Below are 19,049 nucleotides of genomic sequence, written 5' to 3'. Positions count from 1 at the left end.
GGGTGCCCCGCGCCTGCCCACCCTTCTTACCCCTCTCGCTCCGTCATCGTGTCGATGATCTTGTCGAGCGCCTGGCCGAACGCGAGCTTTTCCTGTTCGTCCAGGCAATCGAACATATCCCCATTCCACTTGCGCGCAATCGGCATCACCTTGCGATAGAGCGCGCGACCCTCCGGCGTCAGCGACACCAGTACGACGCGGCCGTCTTCAGCGCTCGTCTCGCGCTTCACGAGTCCTTGCTTGATCAATGCCTCGGCCGCGCGGCTAGCCTGACTCTTGTCGAGGTTGGCGTGCCGCGCCAGTTCCATGATCGAAAACGGTCCGAACGAGCCCACCGACGCGATCACCCGCGCTTCAGGCAATGTCACGCCCAATTTGTCCTGATAGCGCACGCCGATGCCACGCTCGGCGAGTTTGTTCAGGACATGCAGACGGTACGTCAGGAACTGTTCGAGTCCGGCTTTGGCGGAGGCCTTCATGGTCTTCCCGTGATGAGTGGCGCGGTCGTGGCGCTGTGATTGTTGCCGCAACCGTCCCGCCGGTCAACGCGTGCCGTATTTCAGGCGCGTCAACTGTTCGGCCTCGTCGGCAAGCAAACGCGCCGCCTCGCGAATGGCAACCTCCAGGGTGATCGGCCCGGGGGCCGGCGAGAAGCAGCCACTGAAGTGTTCGGCGAGGCGCGGTAGCGCTGCCGAATCGACCGCACCGGAGAGCAGCGTGGCCGGCACGCCCACGGCCCGTGCATGACGGCAAGCGATGAACGGCGCCTTGCCGTGCAGCGTTTGCACGTCCGAGCGGCCTTCACCGGTGATCAGCCAGTTCGCGCCTTCTAGCGCCGCGTCCAGACCGATTTGCCGCGCGACGGTTTCCGCACCCGGCTCGAACTGCGCGCCCAGCATGTGCAGCGCGAAACCGAGACCGCCGGCTGCCCCCGCGCCGGGCTGGTCGCGTGCCGTGCGCCCCAGCGCCGCCTCGAGCAGATCGGCGAAGCGGGCGAGGGCAGCGTCGATCGGGGCAATCTGCTCCGGCTTCACGCCCTTTTGCGGACCGAACACCGCGGTTGCGCCGTGGTCGCCGGTCAGCGGGTTGTCCACATCCGACATGCCGACGAACTGCGTGTCCGCGAGACGGGCGTCCAGCTGCGACACGTCAACACGCGCCACGCGAGCGAGTTGTTCGGGCGTTGCGTCGAGCTCGTTGTCTTGCGCGTCGAAAAGTTTCAGGCCGAGTCCGGCCAGCAAGCCGGCGCCGCCGTCGTTCGTGCTGCTGCCGCCGAGCGCGACGAAAAAGCGCCGCACGCCGGCGTCGAGCAGTGCGCGAATCGCTTCGCCCATGCCGCGCGTACTGCGCGCCTCGACCGGCACGCCCATGCCGACCGGATCGGTAATGCCGACGATTTCCGCTGTTTCGATGATCGCGCTGCCATCCGCAAGCAGGCCGGTGAGTGCCTCGCGCACTGGACCGGCCGCACCGCGCACGCTCAGCTTGCGACGTTCGCCGCCGCTCGTGAGCATGGCGTCGAGCGTGCCTTCGCCGCCGTCGGCCATCGGGCAGATGCGTACATCGGCGTCCGGCCGGGCACGCTGGATGCCGGACGCAATCGCCTGCGCGACCTGTTCCGCGCTGAGCGAACCTTTAAAGGAATCGGGGGCAATGACGACGACAGGCGAGGACGGCAAATTCGGCATGGTGTCTCTGAATGGTTGGGATCGTTGCGAGGGCGAATGATATGAATAGACGCAGGCGCAGCCCCGAGCGCGTCCATTAGCTTATCAGCATGGGCGCGCCGACTGAATATGTCGAACGGCATAGCCGGGATCGTCCGTGGGAGCGCGTGGCGGGAATTACTGGCGCGAAGGCGCGAGGCAAGCGCGCCGCTGCCGCCCATGCTGCGTCTGGCGGCGGAAGCGGCACTGGTGAAAGGGAGCGTCAAACCGCAAGCAGGCCGAAAACTGGCAGGGAGCGGGCGCAACGCAAGCACTGAACGGCCACCAGGCAAGCTGCAAACGTCAAAAACCGCACGGAAATTGGCCCGAACACCGATAAAAATGCACCCAATCACCGAATCCCGGCTAGGCGCGCAAATAGTTTGCTAAAATATTCGGCTCTTTGGACCCAACCGTGCTGCCGACGGCCTGCAAGCCCGCGGCGCGGGCGCCGAATTGATGTGACGCGCGATGCGAAGCGACATCGAAAAGCGGCGCGGAGAAGATAACTGATTCGCTCGAATAATTTTAGGACGATTGAAGCCATGGCTAACGCTGTTGAAAACCTCGGCAAGCTCGAACGCCGCGTAACGATTTCCCTGCCGAAGGACGCCGTGCAGAAGGAAGTGGACTCGCGTATCCGCCAACTCGCGAAGAACGTGCGCATGCCGGGTTTCCGCCCGGGCAAGGTACCGCTCAAGATGGTGACGCAACAGTATTCGGGCCAGGTGGAAGCCGAAGTGCTGAGCGACAAGGTTGGCAAGGAATTTTTCGACATCAGCCGCGCCGAAAACCTGCGCGTTGCCGGTCAGCCGAGTTTCGCGCCGAAGGCCGACGCTGCTGAAGGCGACTACGCGTTCGACGCGACGTTCGAGGTGTATCCGGAAGTGAAGCTGGGCGACGTCGCCACGGCAGAAATCGAACGCACCACGACCACCATCAGCGAAGCGGAAATCGACCGCACGCTGGACATCCTGCGTAAGCAGCGCGTGCACTTCCACGCTCGCGGTGAATCCGGCGAGCACGGTGACGGCGGCGCGGACACGGCGGCTAAAGACGGCGACCGCGTGACGGTCGACTTCGTCGGCAAGATCGACGGTGAAGTGTTCCAGGGCGGCAGCGCTGAAGACTTCGCATTCGTGCTGGGCGAAGGCCGCATGCTGCCGGAATTCGAAAAGGCAGCGCTCGGCCTGAAGGTCGGCGAGTCGAAGGAATTCGATCTGGCTTTCCCGGCTGACTATCACGGCAAGGATGTCGCCGGCAAGACTGCGCAATTCACGATCACGATGAAGAAGATCGAATGGCCGCATCTGCCGGAAATCGACGCTGAATTCGCGAAGTCGCTCGGTATCGAAGACGGCGATCTGGTCAAGATGCGCGCTGAGATCAAAGACAATCTCGAACGCGAAGCGAAGCGCCGCACGCAAGCTATCGTCAAGAACCAGGTCATGGACGCGCTCCTGAAGATTTCGGAACTCGACGTGCCGGGCGCGCTGATCGCACAGGATCAGGAGCGTCTGGTCGGCATGGCTCGTCAGGATCTCGAGCAACGTGGCGTGCCGAACGCCGCTGACGCACCGATCCCGGCTGAAATGTTCAAGGAACAGGCTGAGCGTCGCGTGAAGCTGGGCCTCGTGCTGGCCGAGCTGGTCAAGGCCAATGAACTGCAAGCCAAGCCGGAGCAGATTCGTGCCGAAGTCGACGAATTCGCGAAAAGCTACGAAGACCCGAAGGAAGTCGTCCGCTGGTATTATTCCAATCAGCAACGTCTTGCCGAAATGGAAGCGTACGTCGTTGAAGCCAACGTCGTCGATTTCGTCCTCAGCAAGGCCAAGGTGACGGACAAGGAAGTAAGCTTCGAAGAACTGGCAAGCGCAACGGCGCAAGCGTAAGCGTCGCTGTAACGGCGTGCCGGCTGTCGGAGCGACGGCCCGCACGCCGTTTTTTTGTGCTGTGAAAGTGCGTTGCGTCTTGCATGGTGTTGTGCAGCGCGTTCGTACTGATCGCGCACTTGAATACGGGCTCGTCGACTACACCTGTCTAGCATCTAATATTTAGAATATTTCCAGACAAGGATCCATTGCATGACCTTTCGCGCCCAAATGCTGGACACGTTGACCTCCCAGTCGTCGCGGGATCTCGAAGCGCAGGCGCTCGGACTGGTGCCGATCGTCGTGGAAACGAGCGGCCGGGGCGAGCGCTCGTATGACATCTATTCGCGTCTGCTGAAGGAACGCATCGTATTCCTGGTCGGTGAAGTGAACGACCAGACGGCCAACCTCGTCGTCGCACAGATGTTGTTCCTTGAAAGTGAAAACCCTGACAAGGACATCAGCTTCTATATCAACAGCCCGGGCGGTTCGGTTTCGGCCGGGATGGCGATCTACGATACGATGCAATTCATCAAGCCGGACGTGTCGACGCTGTGCATGGGCCTCGCAGCCAGCATGGGCGCGTTCCTGCTGGCTGCCGGCGCGAAGGGTAAACGCTTTGCGCTGCCGAATTCGCGCGTGATGATTCACCAGCCGCTGGGCGGTGCGCGTGGCCAGGCGTCGGATATTGAAATTCAGGCGCGCGAAATCCTGTACCTGAAGGAACGGCTGAATCAACTGCTTGCGCACCACACCGGCCAGCCGGTCGAACGTATCGCGCGCGACACCGACCGGGACAATTTCATGTCCGGCGATGACGCGCAAGCTTACGGTCTGGTTGACCAGGTGGCGCACAAGCGTCCTTGAACCGGTGGGGTCTTGCCCCAAAACGGGGCGGAGCCATCATCGGATCGGTTGTGAAATAATCAAGACTCGTCCGAGCGCCTGCGGCAAACGCCGTCACCTTGGCACAACCCAGCCGCGCCCAAACTGCGAGGCTGGGGCAAACGGCGTATCATGTAATTGAGTGTCCGGAGGCTCACACATCTATGGCGGACAAGAAAAGTTCTAACAGCGAAAAGCTGTTGTATTGCTCGTTCTGCGGCAAGAGCCAGCATGAAGTCAAAAAACTGATTGCCGGCCCGTCGGTGTTCATCTGTGATGAATGTATCGACCTGTGCAACGAAATCATCCGTGATGAGGCTGCAGGTGCGGGTATCGAAGCGGGCTTGTCCAAGTCCGACCTGCCGAGTCCGCAGGAAATCCGTGAAATCCTCGACCAGTACGTGATCGGTCAGGAACGTGCGAAGAAGATTCTCGCGGTCGCGGTGTACAACCACTACAAGCGCCTCAAGCACCTCGAAAAGAAAGACGAAATCGAGCTGTCCAAGAGCAACATCCTGCTGATCGGCCCGACCGGTTCCGGCAAGACCTTGCTCGCGCAGACGCTCGCGCGCCTTCTGAATGTGCCGTTCGTCATTGCCGATGCAACGACGCTGACGGAAGCCGGCTATGTCGGTGAAGACGTCGAGAACATCATTCAGAAGCTGCTGCAAAACTGCAACTATGAAGTCGACAAGGCCCAGCGCGGCATTGTCTACATCGACGAAATCGACAAGATCAGCCGGAAGTCCGACAACCCGTCAATCACCCGCGATGTGTCGGGCGAAGGCGTGCAACAGGCCTTGCTGAAGCTGGTTGAAGGCACGATGGCGTCGGTGCCGCCGCAGGGTGGCCGGAAGCATCCGAATCAGGACTTTATCCAGGTCGACACCACCAACATCCTGTTCATTTGCGGCGGCGCGTTCGACGGCCTCGAGAAGGTCATCGTCGACCGTACCGAGAAGACCGGTATTGGCTTTGGCGCAAGCGTGAAGAGCAAGCAGGACCGCGACGCCGGCGAAGTGCTGCGCGAAGTGGAGCCGGAAGATCTGATCAAGTTCGGTCTGATTCCCGAGTTGATCGGCCGTCTACCTGTGGTGGCTACGCTTGGCAAGCTCGACGAAACTGCGTTGATGACGATCCTCGTCGAACCGAAGAATGCACTGGTGAAGCAGTACCACAAGCTGTTCAATATGGAACGCGTCGAGCTCGAAATTCGCCCGGCTGCGTTGCAGGCTGTTGCACGTAAGGCGATCCGTCGCAAGACGGGCGCTCGCGGTCTGCGCTCCATCCTGGAACAGGCGTTGCTTGATGTGATGTACGACCTGCCGCAAATGAAAGGCGTTAGCAAGGTCATCATTGACGACAATGTAATTGACGGTGACGGTAAACCGCTACTGATCTACGAAGACACGCCTAAAGTGGCGGGTTCGAACTGATCGGCTTTCGGGTTCTGTAAAAAAAGCCGTTCATGGCAACGTGAACGGCTTTTTTCGTTTATCGTGTGGTCAGAACGGTTGTTTTCACTATGGAGTCACTGAACCTTCGGAGTCACTGAACTTTTCCCACACGCGGAGGCTTGCAATCTTTTCTGCTGGCCTCACCTATCGAACGAACTGATTCCACTCATGGGGAAATGAAATGTCAGGAACCCAACTCCTTCCGCCGGAACGCATTACGCTCCCGCTGCTCCCGCTGCGTGACGTAGTCGTCTTCCCGCACATGGTGATTCCGCTCTTCGTAGGCCGCCCGAAGTCGATCAAGGCTCTCGAAGCAGCGATGGAAGGCGGCAAGCACATCATGCTCGTCGCCCAGAAAACGGCTGCGAAAGATGAGCCGACCGAAAAGGACATGTACGAAGTAGGGTGTATCGCCAACATCCTGCAAATGCTCAAGCTGCCCGATGGCACCGTTAAGGTGCTCGTCGAGGGCTTGCAGCGCGCGAAAACGCTTTCCATCGAAGAACAGGAAACGCAGTTCTCGTGCGAAGTCATGCCGCTCGAACCCGACCACGCCGACAGCGCTGAAACTGAAGCGTTGCGCCGCGCGATCGTGTCGCAGTTCGACCAGTATGTGAAGCTGAACAAGAAGATCCCACCGGAGATCCTGACGTCGCTGTCGGGTATCGACGAGGCTGGCCGTCTGGCCGATACGATCGCGGCGCACCTGCCGCTCAAGCTCGACCAGAAGCAGCACATCCTCGAAATGTTCCCGGTCATCGAGCGCCTTGAGCATCTGCTCGCGCAGCTCGAAGCGGAGATCGACATCCTGCAGGTCGAAAAGCGCATCCGTGGGCGCGTGAAGCGCCAGATGGAGAAGAGCCAGCGCGAGTACTACCTGAACGAACAGGTCAAGGCGATCCAGAAGGAACTGGGCGAAGGCGAAGAAGGTGCGGATCTCGAGGAACTCGAGAAGCGCATCACGGCCGCCCGTATGCCCAAGGAAGCGAAGAAGAAGGCCGACGGCGAGCTGAAGAAGCTCAAGCTGATGTCGCCGATGTCGGCTGAAGCGACGGTCGTGCGCAACTACATCGATACGCTGATCGGCTTGCCGTGGCGCAAGAAGAGCAAGGTCAACAACGACCTCTCGAATGCTGAACGCGTGCTTGACGAAGACCACTTCGGTCTCGAGAAAGTGAAGGAACGCATTCTCGAGTATCTCGCGGTCCAGCAACGTGTCGACAAGGTGAAAGCGCCGATTCTGTGCCTCGTTGGGCCTCCGGGTGTCGGTAAGACGTCGCTGGGTCAGTCGATCGCTCGCGCAACGAACCGCAAGTTCGTGCGTATGGCGCTCGGCGGCGTGCGCGACGAAGCCGAGATTCGCGGTCACCGTCGTACGTACATCGGTTCGATGCCCGGCAAGATTCTGCAAAGCCTGACCAAGGTCGGCGTGCGCAATCCGCTCTTCCTGCTCGACGAAGTCGACAAGATGGGGCAGGATTTCCGCGGCGATCCGTCGTCGGCTCTGCTGGAAGTGCTCGATCCGGAGCAGAACCATACGTTCGCCGATCACTACGTGGAAGTCGACTTCGATCTGTCGGACGTGATGTTCGTGGCGACGTCGAACTCGCTGAACATTCCGCCGCCGTTGCTCGACCGGATGGAAGTGATTCGTCTGTCGGGTTACACGGAAGATGAGAAGGTCAGCATCGCGCAACGTTATCTTTTGCCCAAGCAGAAGAAGAACAACGGCCTCAAGGAAGGCGAGGTCGATGTGACGGAATCCGCGATCCGCGACATCATTCGTTACTACTCGCGTGAGTCGGGTGTGCGTTCGCTCGAACGTGAGATTTCGAAGATCTGCCGCAAGGTCGTGAAGATGCTTCTGCTGAAGAAGGCGGAAGGCGCGGTGAAGGTCGACGCTAGCAATATCGACACGTTCCTTGGCGTGCGCAAGTACGATTTTGGTCTGGCTGCGAAGGAAAATCAGGTTGGCCAGGTCACGGGTCTTGCGTGGACGGAAGTCGGCGGTGATCTGCTGACGATCGAAGCCGCGGTGATGCCGGGTAAGGGCAATGTGATCCGCACGGGTTCGCTCGGCGACGTGATGAAGGAATCCGTCGAAGCAGCGCGCTCGGTGGTCCGCTCGCGTTCGCGCCGTCTGGGTATCAAGGACGAAGCGTTCGAGAAGCAGGACATTCACATCCACGTGCCGGAAGGCGCGACGCCGAAGGACGGTCCTTCGGCCGGCATTGCGATGACGACCGCGCTGGTGTCGGTGTTGACCAGCATTCCGGTGCGCGCCAATGTCGCGATGACGGGCGAAATCACCTTGCGTGGCGAAGTTCTGCCGATCGGTGGCTTGAAGGAGAAATTGCTGGCGGCGCACCGCGGTGGCATCAAGCTGGTGCTGATTCCGGAAGATAACGTCAAGGATTTGACGGAGATTCCGGACAATGTGAAGAACGCGATCGAGATCGTGCCGGTCCGTTGGATCGACAAGGTGCTCGAACTGGCGCTCGAACGCGTGCCTGCGGCATTGCCGGAAGAAGAGCCGAAGCCTGCTACGCCTGTCGCAGCAGAGCCGGCGAAAGACTCCGGTGCGACGGAAGTGGTGAAGCACTAAGTCAGCGGCGAAGGCTGTTCGCTGTACAGAAACCCGCGGTCTCGGCCGCGGGTTTTTTATTGCCTGCGAGATACCGGAAGGCACATGCAGAGCGCACGCAATCCCATTTTTTGAACAAACGGCGTTCTCTGCCGCCAATTGGTTGTGCACGCATTGATTTACAGCAAGATTTAGTTATAAGACGCGTCCTCCGGAATCGCTCTCATAGGCTCAACCCCGCTTGACACAAGGGTTTCGGCCAATTCTAATGAGTCGGCTCGGCGTTGCCCGCCAAGCCGCGTGATGCCAGATGCTATAGAGCACCGTCACGATTGCCATAAACATTCTCGGGGGTTGGAATGAATAAAACGGAATTGATCGATCATATTGCGCAGCAAGCCGATATTTCGAAGGCCGCGGCAGGCCGTGCACTGGAGGCGGTGATCGGTGGGGTCAAAGGGACGTTGAAGAAGGGCGGTTCGGTGACTTTGGTGGGTTTCGGTACGTTTGCCGTCGGCAAGCGTACGGCACGTACTGGCCGCAATCCACGCACCGGCGCGGCCATCAAAATCAAGGCTGCGAAGGTCCCCAAATTTAGGCCTGGCAAAGCTCTGAAGGATGCGCTAAACTAATGGGCTTGCTGCTTGAGGAATGGCGGATTCGTTAGAAAGAAGTGCGGCGAATTTTGCGTGAGTTGATAAGTGAGTTGATCCACAAGTTTATGAATCAGGCAGCAAAAGCAGAAGCACACTGAATCGCGAAACGGGTGCTTAGCTCAGTTGGTAGAGCGGCGCCCTTACAAGGCGTAGGTCGGGAGTTCGAGCCTCTCAGCACCCACCAGTTTCAGATTCGGTCAAGTGTTTCAGTGCAGCTCAGTTGAAGTATAAGGAGTGGTAGTTCAGTCGGTTAGAATACCGGCCTGTCACGCCGGGGGTCGCGGGTTCGAGTCCCGTCCACTCCGCCAGTATCCTCGAAAGGCGAACTCCGGTTCGCCTTTTTTATTGCCCGCTGTTGTAAGATCGGGCGTTCTGTTTTTGGCACTCGTTCACGCATGCTCGATTTTTTCCGCAATCACAAACGCCTGATGATGTTCATGCTCATCCTCGTCATTGTGCCGGGGTTGGGTTTTGTGGGTATTCAAGGCTTCCGCGGCTTCTTTGACGAAAGCGCAAACGTCGCCAGCGTCAACGGTCACAAGATTACTCGCGCAGAGTATGACGACGCGATGCGTCAGCAGCTCGACCGCGCCCGTCAAATGCTCGGCGCGCAGTTCGATATGAAGTCGTTTGATACGCCGGCGCGCCGTACTGAAATGCTCGACGGTCTGATCGAGCAGCGCGTGCTGGCCGACGAAACGCAGCGCCTGCATCTGACCGCATCTGACGACGCCGTGCGTCGCGTGCTGCTGAACGATCCGGTGATTTCGTCGCTGAAGAATCCTGACGGCTCGATCGACGTCGACCGTTACAAGCAGTTGCTCGCCATGCAGGGCATGACGCCCGATCAATACGACGAACGCGTGCGCTACAGCCTCGCCACGCAGCAGTTGCCTGCCAGCATTCAAGGCAGCGCCTTCACGTCGAAGACCCTCGCACAGCATCTCACCGAGCTCGCCGAGCAGCAGCGCGAAGTGCAGGGCATGGCGTTCCACCCGCGTGACTATGCGGCGAAGGTACAGCCGACGGATGCGCAACTGCAGGCGTATTACGATGCGCACCGCAGCGACTTCGCCACGCCGGCCACGGCAACGATCCAGTACCTTGTGATGTCGCCGGCAACGCTGTCCGCTGCTGTGCAGCCGAGCGACGCCGACCTGAAGAAGTACTATGACGACAACATCGCGCATTACCGCACGGATGGCCAGGTACGCGCGAGCCACATCCTGATCGCCGCGCCGAAAGATGCCAGCGCGGCTGACAAGGCCAAGGCGAAGCAGAAGGCCGACGAGGTGCTTGCACAAGTCAAGGCGCATCCGGATCAGTTCGCGCAGATCGCACAGCAGAATTCGCAGGATCCCGGTTCGGCGTCGAAGGGCGGCGACCTGGGTTATTTTGGTCGCGGCATGATCGCGGGTGGTCAGGCGTTTGACGACGCTGTGTTCGCTCTCAAGAAAGACGAAGTCAGCGGCATCGTGCAGACCGACTTCGGCTATCACATCGTCAAGGTCACGGACGTGAAGCCGGCAGTCACCAAGCCGTTCGACGAAGTGAAAGATCAGATCGCCAAAGACCTGAAGACGCAGTTGGCGAGCAAGGCATTCAGCGACGACTCGGAAGGCTTCACGTCGATCGTCTATGAGAAGGCGAAGAGCCTGCAGCCCGCAGCCGACAAGTACAAGCTGCAACTGCAAACGGCCACGATAACGCCGCAGCCGGATCCGAAGCTGCCGCCTGATAGCCCGCTGAACAACGCGAAGTTCCTGGCTGCCGTGTTCGCAAACGATGCGGTCACCGCGCGCAATAACACGCAAGCGATCGACGTCGGCAGCAACACGCTGATTGCAGCGCGCGTGACCGATTACAAGGCCGCGGCCGTGCCGGCGCTCGACGCCGTCAAGGACGCAGTGCGTCAGAAAGTGATCGCGGTTCAATCGGACGAGGCCGCTCACAAGGACGGCATCGCGAAGCTGGCTGAGTTCGACAAGTCGAAGACCACGGCAGGCTTCTCATCGCCGCTGAAGGTTTCCCGCAATGACGCGCAAGGCATGCCGCCGGCTGCATTGAGTGCAATCTACAAAGCGGACGCGCAAAAATTACCTGCCTACGTCGGTGTGGATCTCGGCGACGACGGCTACGCGATCTATCGCGTGAACTCGGTCGTTGCGGGTGCACCGATCGATCCGCAGCGTTTGGCTGCTGCGCAGCAGCAGATTGCGCAAGTCGATGCTCAGTCCGAAGCAGAGGCTTACGTCGAAGCGCTGCGTGCCCGCTCAAAGGTGAAGTTCTACGGTTCGCTCGACAGCAGCAATGCGCAGGGAAGCGGCGAATAAGCTCCGGCTGCAGCGCGCAAGCAGGTAAAGCGCGTTGGCACAAAAAAGCCCCGCAATTTGCGGGGCTTTTTCATTTGACGAGTGCAAGCTCGTCAAACGGTTTGCCTGAGAGCGCGGCTTGTTATGCCGTCGGCCTTAGAGGCAAGCGCTGATCGAACTGGTGGCATCGCTGCCCGCAGCGCCATTGGCGCGGAAGCCGACCCACGAACCCGGGCCGCTGTAGGACGGCCGTACAACGGCGGCGGCGCCGTTAGGCGGCTGCTGACCCGGCACATAGACATCCATTGCCTGATCGTTCGCCATGGTGTCCTGCGACACGACTTGCTGTTGCGAGCTATCGGCCCACTTTTGCGCGATGCAGGTAGCGACGGCCTTTGGCGGCTGCTGGCTTTGGCCCACTGATTGGACGCCAGCAGGCGGTTGAGCGGCACATGCAGAAATTGCCACGGTCAAAGCGATTAACGGTAAATATTTCACGTTATCTCCTCAGAAGTCGCTCAGAATCGAGCCGGGTTATGCGGGATTACGAAAGTGTCAGATAGACCTTACCGATCCGCGTTCCCCAATTACCGGAAACAAGTTGTTAGCGAGCTTTTCAGTGCGGCGAACTTGTGCGAAGGAGTGGCTTGACAGCCGGCCACACGTTGTTGAGTAGCACTGGTTGTGCCTGCTGCGTGGGATGGATCTGATCCGCCTGAAACATGTCCGGTTTGTCGGCGATGCCAGCTAGCAGGAAGGGCACCAACGGCACACGCAGTTGTTTCGAGAGTTCGCCGTAGAGGCCGTGGAACTTTTGCGTGTAGTCGGGGCCGTAATTGGGCGGCACATACATGCCAATCAGCAGGACCTTCGCGTGGCTTTGTTGAGCCTGCTCAATGATCGTACGCAGATTGTCTTCGGTAGTGGAGAGCGGCACGCCGCGCAGTGCGTCGTTGGCGCCGAGCTCGACGATCACGATACTCGGCTTGAGCCGTTGCAGGAGCGCCGGCAAGCGTGCCCGGCCGCCGCTCGTGGTATCGCCGCTGATACTCGCATTGGCGACGCTATAATCGATTCGCTCGTCGATTAGGCGCTGGCGCATCAGGGCAACCCAGCCGGTGTCACGGGGCAAGCCGTACTCGGCCGAGATGCTGTCGCCGAGCACAATGATCACCGGCTTGGCCTGTTCGGGCGTATTGGCCGCATGGGCCGGGAAGGGCAGCGAAAACAGGGTTACGGCCAGCACGGCCGAGCCGAATGCGGTAGTCAGCGCCGGCGCGTGAGGCGCTACGGCGCGCACTTTCAACCTACGCTTCACCATGCTAAACAAAACTGATCCGGTCATTGAAGTACGGGGTTTGTGCAAGAAGGTTAAGGATGCAACGGGCGAACTGACGATTCTCGAGGACATCGATCTTGCTATCGATGCCGGCAGCAGTGTGGCGATCGTAGGTGCATCCGGGTCGGGCAAGTCTACGCTGCTCGGCTTGCTCGCAGGATTGGACAGCGCGAGCTCGGGGTCGGTTCGGCTGCTCGGCCGCGAACTCACCGAACTGAACGAAGACGAGCGCGCCGCGCTGCGCAGCGGCTCGGTCGGTTTCGTGTTCCAGTCGTTTCAACTCATGCCGCACCTGACTGCGCTCGAAAATGTCACCTTGCCACTTGAATTGCAAGGCGGCATCGGTACGCGTGACGCTGCGGCGCGCGCGCGCGGATTGCTGGAGCAGGTGGGACTCGGTCAGCGCATGAGGCACTATCCGAAGCTGCTGTCGGGCGGCGAACAGCAGCGGGTGGCGCTCGCGCGCGCGTTTGTCACGCATCCGGCGATCCTGTTCGCCGACGAGCCGACCGGCAGTCTCGATGCAGCCACCGGTCACGCGGTGATCGATTTGATGTTCGAGATGAATCGCGCGAACGGCGCCACGTTGATCCTCGTCACGCACGACGTCGAGCTGGCGCGCCGCTGCGATACGACGGTAACGATCGAAGCGGGGCGGCTGGCCTAAGCGAGCCGCTCGCACGCAACCATGCGTACAAAGGTAGATACAAAAGCAAAGCGGGCCGCAAGGGCCCGCTTTTCATTTCAGCCAACGCGACTCAACGCAGCCAACCCGGCACAGCTAAGCGCGCGCCGCTCACACTTCATCGCTTCAATGCAGCCCGCGCCCGCGCGATCAACGCCGACGTCGACGAGTCATGCTTCTTCTCGTCGGCGCTTGCTGCCGTCAGATCCGCCTCGACCACCTTGCCGAGGGCCTTGCCCAACTCGACGCCCCATTGATCGAACGGGTTGATGTTCCATACCGATGCCTGCACCAGCACCTTATGCTCGTACAGCGCGATCAACGCGCCGAGCGAACGTGCGGTGAGCGCTTCGACGAGCAGCGTGCTGGTCGGACGGTTACCCGGGAATACCAGATGCGGCGCCAGTTCCGGCTTGTCCGCGCCGGCGACCTTCTTAGCTTCTTCGAGCGTGCGGCCCAGCATCAACGCTTCGCTTTGCGCGAAGCAGTTCGCCAGCAGTTTCGGATGATGACTGACAAGCGGATGCTCCGGCGTCAGCACGGCGATGAAATCGATTGGCACAATGGTCGGACCCTGATGCAGCATCTGGAAGAATGCATGCTGACCATTCGTGCCCGGTTCACCCCACGTCACGGCGGCGGTCGGATAGTCGACCATGACGCCATCCAGGCGCGCCGACTTGCCGTTGCTCTCCATCTCGAGCTGTTGCAGGTACGACGGCAGGAAATGCAACGCTTCCGAATATGGCGCGACCAGATAGCTTTGCGAGCCGAAGAAGTTGCGATACCAGATGCCGATCATGCCGAGCAGGACAGGCAGATTTTTTTCGAGCGGTGCGTCGCGGAAATGCTGGTCCATCTCGTTCGCGCCGGCCAGCAGTTCGTCGAACTGCTTCGGCCCGATCGAAATCATGATCGACAGACCCACTGCCGACCACAGCGAATAACGGCCGCCAACCCAGTCCCACATCTCGAACACGTTTTCTTTCGCGATGCCGAACTTGACTACCTCGGCAGGATTGGCCGACACGCCGACGAAGTGCTTCGCCAGCGCGCTTTCCGGGCAACCTTTCTCGACGAACCAGTCGCGCAGCGAGCGCGCATTGGTCATCGTTTCAAGCGTGGTGAAAGTCTTGGAGACGATGATCGCGAGCGTCTCTTCGGGATCGATCATCTGCATCACGTTGTACAGATCCGCGCCATCGACATTCGACACGAAGTGCGTCGTGATCTCGGGCGTGGCCAGGTGATGCAGCGCGTGCACGACCATCTTCGGCCCGAGGTCCGAGCCGCCGATGCCGATGTTCACGACATAGCGAATCCGCTTGCCGGTGTAGCCGGTCCATTCACCGCTGCGCACCTGGTCGGCAAACGCGGCCATCTTCGCGCGCTCGGCCAGGATTTCGGCATGGAACGGTGCTTTCGGATCGGTGGCACGCAGCGCGGTGTGCAATGCGGCGCGGCCTTCGGTCGGGTTGACGACTTCTCCCGCGAACATCGCGTCGCGGCGTTTCTCGACGCCGGCTTCGCGCGCGAGCTGCACCAACAGTTTCAGGGTTTCGTCGGTGATGCGGTTCTTCGAAAAATCGGCCGCGAGACCGCCGCCCGCGAACGCAAAGCGCTCAGCACGGGTAGGGGCGGGATCGTTCTCGGGGGCGAACCAGTCGCGCATGCGCGCATCGCGAATTTTCTCGTAATGCGTTTGCAGCGAGGACCAGGAGGGGAGCGAGTTCTGCGTCATAGCGTCCGTCTAGCGAAGGGGCACGAAGAAAGGCGTGCGCGTGAAGCGCTGCCGAGGATGATGCGACGATGCTGTTAGAGCGATGCCGCGCGACCGGGTTCGCGGTGGATTGCTGTGAAGTTTCGCGAGCCTGGCTGGGGATCGAACCCGCTCGCTGAAATTTCGCTGCAACTCGCGATGATCTGACGTGCGGCGCAGTCAGTCAGTATAACGGCGTTGCGTGACGGCTGGCAGCGGTTTGGGCGTCGTATGCAAATTGTGGGATCGGTTAGCCCATTTGGGTTGACCCACCAGGTAGGGCTGCTCCATTTGGGTCGGTTGATTTGGCACACTCTGTTTGTGAGGTCCCATAGGCTGCTTCACTCAGCCGCTGCCGGATAGAACATACGATTAAGCAAAGTCCGCACCATCGGCGCGAGTTCGCCCGCCGTCAGGCCGGCCGGGCCATGGCCTTGCGCGCTCAGTCTGTCGGCGGCGAGGCCGTGCAGGTAGACGCCCGCCAACGCCGCTTCGTAGCGCGGCAGGTGCTGGGCGAGAAGTGCGCCGATGACGCCACCGAGTACGTCGCCCGTACCGCCTGTCGCGAGTGCGGCATTGCCGGTCGGATTGATCGCGACGCGGCCATCCGGCGCCGCGATGACGGTACCCGTGCCTTTCAGCACAACCACGCAGGCAAAGCGCGCAGCCAGCGCCCGCGCGGCGGCGAGGCGGTCGCGTTGCACGCCCGGCGCGTCGGTGCCAAGCAGACGCGCGGCTTCCAACGGATGCGGCGTCAGCACGCACGGATCGCCTTGCACGCCACGTGCGGTGACTTCGGCAGCGAGCGATGGGTCTTTCGAAATCAGATTGAGCGCGTCGGCGTCGAACAGTTTGGGCACGTCGAGCGGCAGCACGTCGTGCATGACACGTGTGGCGCGGTCGCGATGACCCATGCCGCAGCCGACGGCGAGCGCGTCCATCTTGTCGAGTGGCAGATCGTCGATCGCATGCAGCATCAGTTCCGGATGCGGCGGATCGTAGGGCGGGGCGCCCTCGCCGAGCAAAGCGACGTGCACTTTACCCGCGCCGGTGTAGAGCGCCGCGCGCGCGGCGAGGATCGGCGCGCCGCACATGCCGGTGTCGCCGCCGACCACGGCAAGGCTGCCGAAGGTGCCCTTGTTGGTGGCGAAGTCGCGCGGCGGCAGGAAGGCTGCAAAAAGCTCGGGCGCGTTGAGTTGCACGGCCGAGCGGGTGGTGCTGTCGATACCGATCGGCGCCACGATCACCGTGCCGGCGAGATCGCGGCCCTGCGCCGTGAAGAGGCCGGGTTTCGCGCCGATGAAGGTGATCGTGTGAGTGGCATGGACCACGGCGCCGTCGCTCTGGTTGTCGCTTCGGCCCTCGCCTGGGCCCCGCCTCGCGCTGACTACCGTCCCGGTGTCGCTATCGAGCCCGCTTGGCGTGTCGAGCGCCAGAACACCGCCTCTTCTGGACTTTGCTTTCGTGCGCTGCGAGAGTTGGCGGGCGATGGTGGCAAAGACGCCTTCCAGAGGGCGGGTCAAGCCGATGCCGAACATACCGTCCACCAGCCATGTGTAGTTTTCCAGCGAGGCCGGCGCTGTCGTGGTAATGGCTACGCCTGCTGCACGAGCGGTATCGAGCGCCCAGCGGGCGTCGTCCGGTTTGACGTCAAGCGGCATGCAAAGGTCGACAGCGATACCGGCCCGATGCAGCTCCGCCGCCATGATCAATGCGTCGCCGCCATTGTTGCCCGGGCCTGCTGCGACCCATACCTTGTGCTTCGATTTTTCGATCGATGTGTCGCGCGTGATCCGTTCTTGCAGATAGCTCGAGGCTGCTTTGCCGGCGCGGCCCATCAGGGTGTGCTGAGGCAGTGCCGCCGCGGCCTGGGTTTCCAGAATCCGCAGGTCGGTGAGCGTGAGCAGCGGCAACGCCCGGTTGTGCGGGCTGATTAAGGTCGGGAGCGTGGATTCGGACACTGTCATGGCGAGGCTTGGAGTCCGCCTTTGGCAAGGCGAGGAAGCTTGGGGAGCCACTATGGTAGTGCCGATATGCTCCGGGCGCGCGCCGTGTTGGCTTGGGCTTGCCTTGTTATTGGCCTGATTGGGCGTGTTGATGCCTGATATTGGCGCGGCCCGGCGCGAAGCGTCGCCGGCTTTCCTGTTCGCGCCTCGTTCGGCCCGCGCCAGAGCGGGCCCGTCATTTACTGGAACCGGTCCGCGCGCAGTGCAGCCAGGGTGTCCGCGGGGACATCAGGGGTCTTGTCCGAGATCAGGTCGGCGATCAGTTTGCCCGCCCCGCATGCCAGGCCCCAGCCGGCAGGCCCGTGGCCGGCGTTCACGAACAGGCGCGGATGAAGCGCATTGCCGATCACCGGCAAACCGTCCGGCGACAGCAGTTTTACGCCTTCCCACGGCAAGGCTGCGGAGATCCGGGCCGCGCCCGGGATCCAGTCGTGAGTCGCCTGGCCTAGCAGCGCCAACGCTTCCTTCGTCAACGGCTCGCCCAGCGGCTTGTCGATCTGCCCAGCGCTTTGCAGGACCGCACCGCCCGCAACCCGCAGGCGATGATTCATACGGGTGATCGTGATCCGCTTGACCGCGTCCACGATCGCGACGTGCGGTGCGCATTCCTCATGCGCAATCGGCGCGACCAGGTTATGCAGACGCAACGGATGCAACGGCAGGCGCAGCCCCAGGCGTTCGAGCAGCGGCAGGCTGCCGTAACCCGCGGCGACGACGATCGCGTCGGCATTGATCACGTCGACTTCGCGTGAACGCGATGCCGCGCCCGGCCGTGGCGCCAGTTCCACCGCGGCGCGCTGACCTTCGAGGCGGATCGCCGCGACTTCGCAACCCAGCATGAATTGCACGCCGCCCTGCGTATCGAGGGTTTGCTTGAGCAGTTTCGCGAAAAGCGGGCAGTTGGCCGTGCGCTCGTGGTCGAACAGCACGCCGCCGGCGAATTCCGGCTCGGTCCGCACGGAATGCTCGTACGCGGCGCATTCGGCCGGCGTCAGCACGTGGTGCGGGACTTCGTATTGGCGCAACAGATCGAGCGCGGTCTGTGTCTGCTGCCATTCCTGCTCGGCACGCACCAGATAGAGCAGGCCGCTCGCCTGTTCGAATTCCAGCCCGAAGCGCGCTTCGAGATCGGCCATCGCGTCACGCGATGCCTCGATCAACGGGCGCAGCCGCGCGTACTGGCGGCTGAACGCCTCAGGTTCCTGCAAAGCGGCGAGTTGCTTGACGAACTGGCGTGCCGGCCCGTTAAAGCCGGCCTTGCTGATCACGCCGTTTTTGGCGCCCTGGCGGCTCGCCATGAAGGTTGGGCCGAACCAGACGTCGAGCGGCGTTGGCAGCACGGTGCCGCCGTGCCCATAGGTCGCGCCTTGCGCGACCGTTGCGTGGCGCTCGACGACGCATACCCGGTGGCCGGCCGCGCGCAGTTGATAAGCGGTGGCGACGCCCGCAATCCCGCCGCCAATGACGATGACATCCATGATCTGATTCGATTTGCCGGCGGGCCGCCGAAATGCCGCGTTCCCGTTAAGCGTGGCATGCGGCGCGCTGCCCGGCATTGCTCAGGCCGCTCGCGCCGATCTGATGAAAGGGCGAATGATAGCAGCCAAACGGATGGCTCTGCCACGCGAGCGCGAGGCCGGAACGCCGCGACGGCGCGCCCAGGCCGCCATGCGGACCCCACCAAAACCCTGGTGCGAAGCCCGTTGGAAGCCCGTTCCCGGGGTATAATCTCGGACTTCCTTTCCGCCTCACGTCGCCTTCACGCGGGACTCATCGGCATCACTCATCG

At 61.4% G+C, this 19,049-nt stretch carries 14 protein-coding genes and 2 tRNA genes; 9 read left to right on the top strand and 7 right to left on the bottom strand.

The window, feature by feature from the left end; all coding sequences use genetic code 11:
* Window positions 1-26: 26 nt before the first annotated feature.
* Window positions 27-479, bottom strand: a complete 453-nt coding sequence (locus PQR40_RS12225; RefSeq protein WP_408223037.1) for a MarR family winged helix-turn-helix transcriptional regulator — start codon at window positions 477-479, stop codon at window positions 27-29.
* 63 nt (window positions 480-542) lie between these two features.
* A complete protein-coding gene (locus PQR40_RS12220; protein ID WP_408388775.1) occupies window positions 543-1,688 on the bottom strand; it encodes a glycerate kinase in 1,146 nt (381 codons plus the stop codon).
* Between the two features lie 563 nt (window positions 1,689-2,251).
* Between PQR40_RS12220 and tig the strand changes: the two genes are divergently transcribed.
* The 8 genes from tig to PQR40_RS12180 all read left to right on the top strand — a co-directional run bounded on the left by tig (window position 2,252) and on the right by PQR40_RS12180 (window position 11,492).
* The gene (gene tig / locus PQR40_RS12215) at window positions 2,252-3,598 is read left to right on the top strand and encodes a trigger factor (RefSeq protein WP_408388777.1); all 1,347 of its coding nucleotides are present in this window, start codon (window positions 2,252-2,254) and stop codon (window positions 3,596-3,598) included.
* 192 nt (window positions 3,599-3,790) lie between these two features.
* A complete protein-coding gene (clpP, locus tag PQR40_RS12210; protein WP_408217532.1) occupies window positions 3,791-4,444 on the top strand; it encodes an ATP-dependent Clp endopeptidase proteolytic subunit ClpP in 654 nt (217 codons plus the stop codon).
* A 182-nt stretch (window positions 4,445-4,626) separates the two neighbouring features.
* Entirely contained in the window at window positions 4,627-5,898 is a 1,272-nt protein-coding gene (gene clpX, locus PQR40_RS12205; protein WP_408223043.1) for an ATP-dependent Clp protease ATP-binding subunit ClpX, read from the top strand.
* A gap of 202 nt (window positions 5,899-6,100) precedes the next feature.
* The gene (gene lon, locus PQR40_RS12200; protein WP_408223045.1) at window positions 6,101-8,524 is read left to right on the top strand and encodes an endopeptidase La; all 2,424 of its coding nucleotides are present in this window, start codon (window positions 6,101-6,103) and stop codon (window positions 8,522-8,524) included.
* A 338-nt stretch (window positions 8,525-8,862) separates the two neighbouring features.
* Entirely contained in the window at window positions 8,863-9,135 is a 273-nt protein-coding gene (locus PQR40_RS12195; RefSeq protein WP_245254352.1) for an HU family DNA-binding protein, read from the top strand.
* A gap of 132 nt (window positions 9,136-9,267) precedes the next feature.
* A tRNA-Val gene (locus PQR40_RS12190) sits at window positions 9,268-9,343 on the top strand.
* Window positions 9,344-9,390: 47 nt separating this feature from the next.
* A tRNA-Asp gene (locus PQR40_RS12185) sits at window positions 9,391-9,467 on the top strand.
* Between the two features lie 87 nt (window positions 9,468-9,554).
* Entirely contained in the window at window positions 9,555-11,492 is a 1,938-nt protein-coding gene (locus PQR40_RS12180; protein WP_408509067.1) for a SurA N-terminal domain-containing protein, read from the top strand.
* A gap of 135 nt (window positions 11,493-11,627) precedes the next feature.
* Here PQR40_RS12180 and PQR40_RS12175 read toward each other — a convergent pair whose 3' ends face one another.
* Both PQR40_RS12175 and PQR40_RS12170 read right to left on the bottom strand, forming a co-directional pair.
* Entirely contained in the window at window positions 11,628-11,969 is a 342-nt protein-coding gene (locus PQR40_RS12175; protein WP_408223050.1) for a hypothetical protein, read from the bottom strand.
* A gap of 118 nt (window positions 11,970-12,087) precedes the next feature.
* Entirely contained in the window at window positions 12,088-12,792 is a 705-nt protein-coding gene (locus PQR40_RS12170) for an arylesterase (protein ID WP_408509066.1), read from the bottom strand.
* Here PQR40_RS12170 and PQR40_RS12165 point away from each other — a divergent pair.
* Window positions 12,791-13,477: an ABC transporter ATP-binding protein gene (locus tag PQR40_RS12165; RefSeq protein WP_408217119.1), complete on the top strand. Its 687-nt coding sequence runs from the start codon at window positions 12,791-12,793 to the stop codon at window positions 13,475-13,477. The genes PQR40_RS12170 and PQR40_RS12165 overlap by 2 nt on opposite strands.
* A 136-nt stretch (window positions 13,478-13,613) precedes the next feature.
* On the opposite strand, the gene pgi is transcribed toward PQR40_RS12165, so the two are convergent.
* From pgi to PQR40_RS12150, 3 genes are all read right to left on the bottom strand, one after another.
* Window positions 13,614-15,236 carry a glucose-6-phosphate isomerase gene (gene pgi / locus PQR40_RS12160; RefSeq protein ID WP_408509065.1) on the bottom strand — a complete coding sequence of 541 codons (1,623 nt, stop codon included), beginning with the start codon at window positions 15,234-15,236 and terminating at the stop codon, window positions 13,614-13,616.
* A gap of 359 nt (window positions 15,237-15,595) precedes the next feature.
* Window positions 15,596-17,221, bottom strand: a complete 1,626-nt coding sequence (locus PQR40_RS12155; protein ID WP_408509064.1) for an NAD(P)H-hydrate dehydratase — start codon at window positions 17,219-17,221, stop codon at window positions 15,596-15,598.
* Between the two features lie 218 nt (window positions 17,222-17,439).
* The gene (locus tag PQR40_RS12150) at window positions 17,440-18,738 is read right to left on the bottom strand and encodes an FAD-dependent oxidoreductase (RefSeq protein WP_408335510.1); all 1,299 of its coding nucleotides are present in this window, start codon (window positions 18,736-18,738) and stop codon (window positions 17,440-17,442) included.
* Window positions 18,739-19,049: the final 311 nt, after the last annotated feature.

Origin of the sequence: Paraburkholderia sediminicola, from assembly GCF_046026855.1 — a bacterium.
In the GTDB taxonomy this organism is placed as follows: domain Bacteria; phylum Pseudomonadota; class Gammaproteobacteria; order Burkholderiales; family Burkholderiaceae; genus Paraburkholderia; species Paraburkholderia sediminicola_A.
Note: the sequence above shows the minus strand (reverse complement) of the source record. Positions and strands in the feature narration are given on the sequence as shown.

Excerpts from the sequence above, each read along its gene's own strand:
- tig (WP_408388777.1), top strand. The coding sequence starts at position 2,252 with ATGGCTAACGCTGTTGAAAACCTCGGCAAGCTCGAACGCCGCGTAACG.
- PQR40_RS12155 (WP_408509064.1), bottom strand. The coding sequence starts at position 17,221 with ATGACAGTGTCCGAATCCACGCTCCCGACCTTAATCAGCCCGCACAAC.
- pgi (WP_408509065.1), bottom strand. The coding sequence starts at position 15,236 with ATGACGCAGAACTCGCTCCCCTCCTGGTCCTCGCTGCAAACGCATTAC.
- lon (WP_408223045.1), top strand. The coding sequence starts at position 6,101 with ATGTCAGGAACCCAACTCCTTCCGCCGGAACGCATTACGCTCCCGCTG.
- PQR40_RS12225 (WP_408223037.1), bottom strand. The coding sequence starts at position 479 with ATGAAGGCCTCCGCCAAAGCCGGACTCGAACAGTTCCTGACGTACCGT.
- PQR40_RS12195 (WP_245254352.1), top strand. The coding sequence starts at position 8,863 with ATGAATAAAACGGAATTGATCGATCATATTGCGCAGCAAGCCGATATT.
- PQR40_RS12220 (WP_408388775.1), bottom strand. The coding sequence starts at position 1,688 with ATGCCGAATTTGCCGTCCTCGCCTGTCGTCGTCATTGCCCCCGATTCC.
- PQR40_RS12165 (WP_408217119.1), top strand. The coding sequence starts at position 12,791 with ATGCTAAACAAAACTGATCCGGTCATTGAAGTACGGGGTTTGTGCAAG.
- PQR40_RS12180 (WP_408509067.1), top strand. The coding sequence starts at position 9,555 with ATGCTCGATTTTTTCCGCAATCACAAACGCCTGATGATGTTCATGCTC.
- PQR40_RS12170 (WP_408509066.1), bottom strand. The coding sequence starts at position 12,792 with ATGGTGAAGCGTAGGTTGAAAGTGCGCGCCGTAGCGCCTCACGCGCCG.
- clpX (WP_408223043.1), top strand. The coding sequence starts at position 4,627 with ATGGCGGACAAGAAAAGTTCTAACAGCGAAAAGCTGTTGTATTGCTCG.
- PQR40_RS12150 (WP_408335510.1), bottom strand. The coding sequence starts at position 18,738 with ATGGATGTCATCGTCATTGGCGGCGGGATTGCGGGCGTCGCCACCGCT.
- clpP (WP_408217532.1), top strand. The coding sequence starts at position 3,791 with ATGACCTTTCGCGCCCAAATGCTGGACACGTTGACCTCCCAGTCGTCG.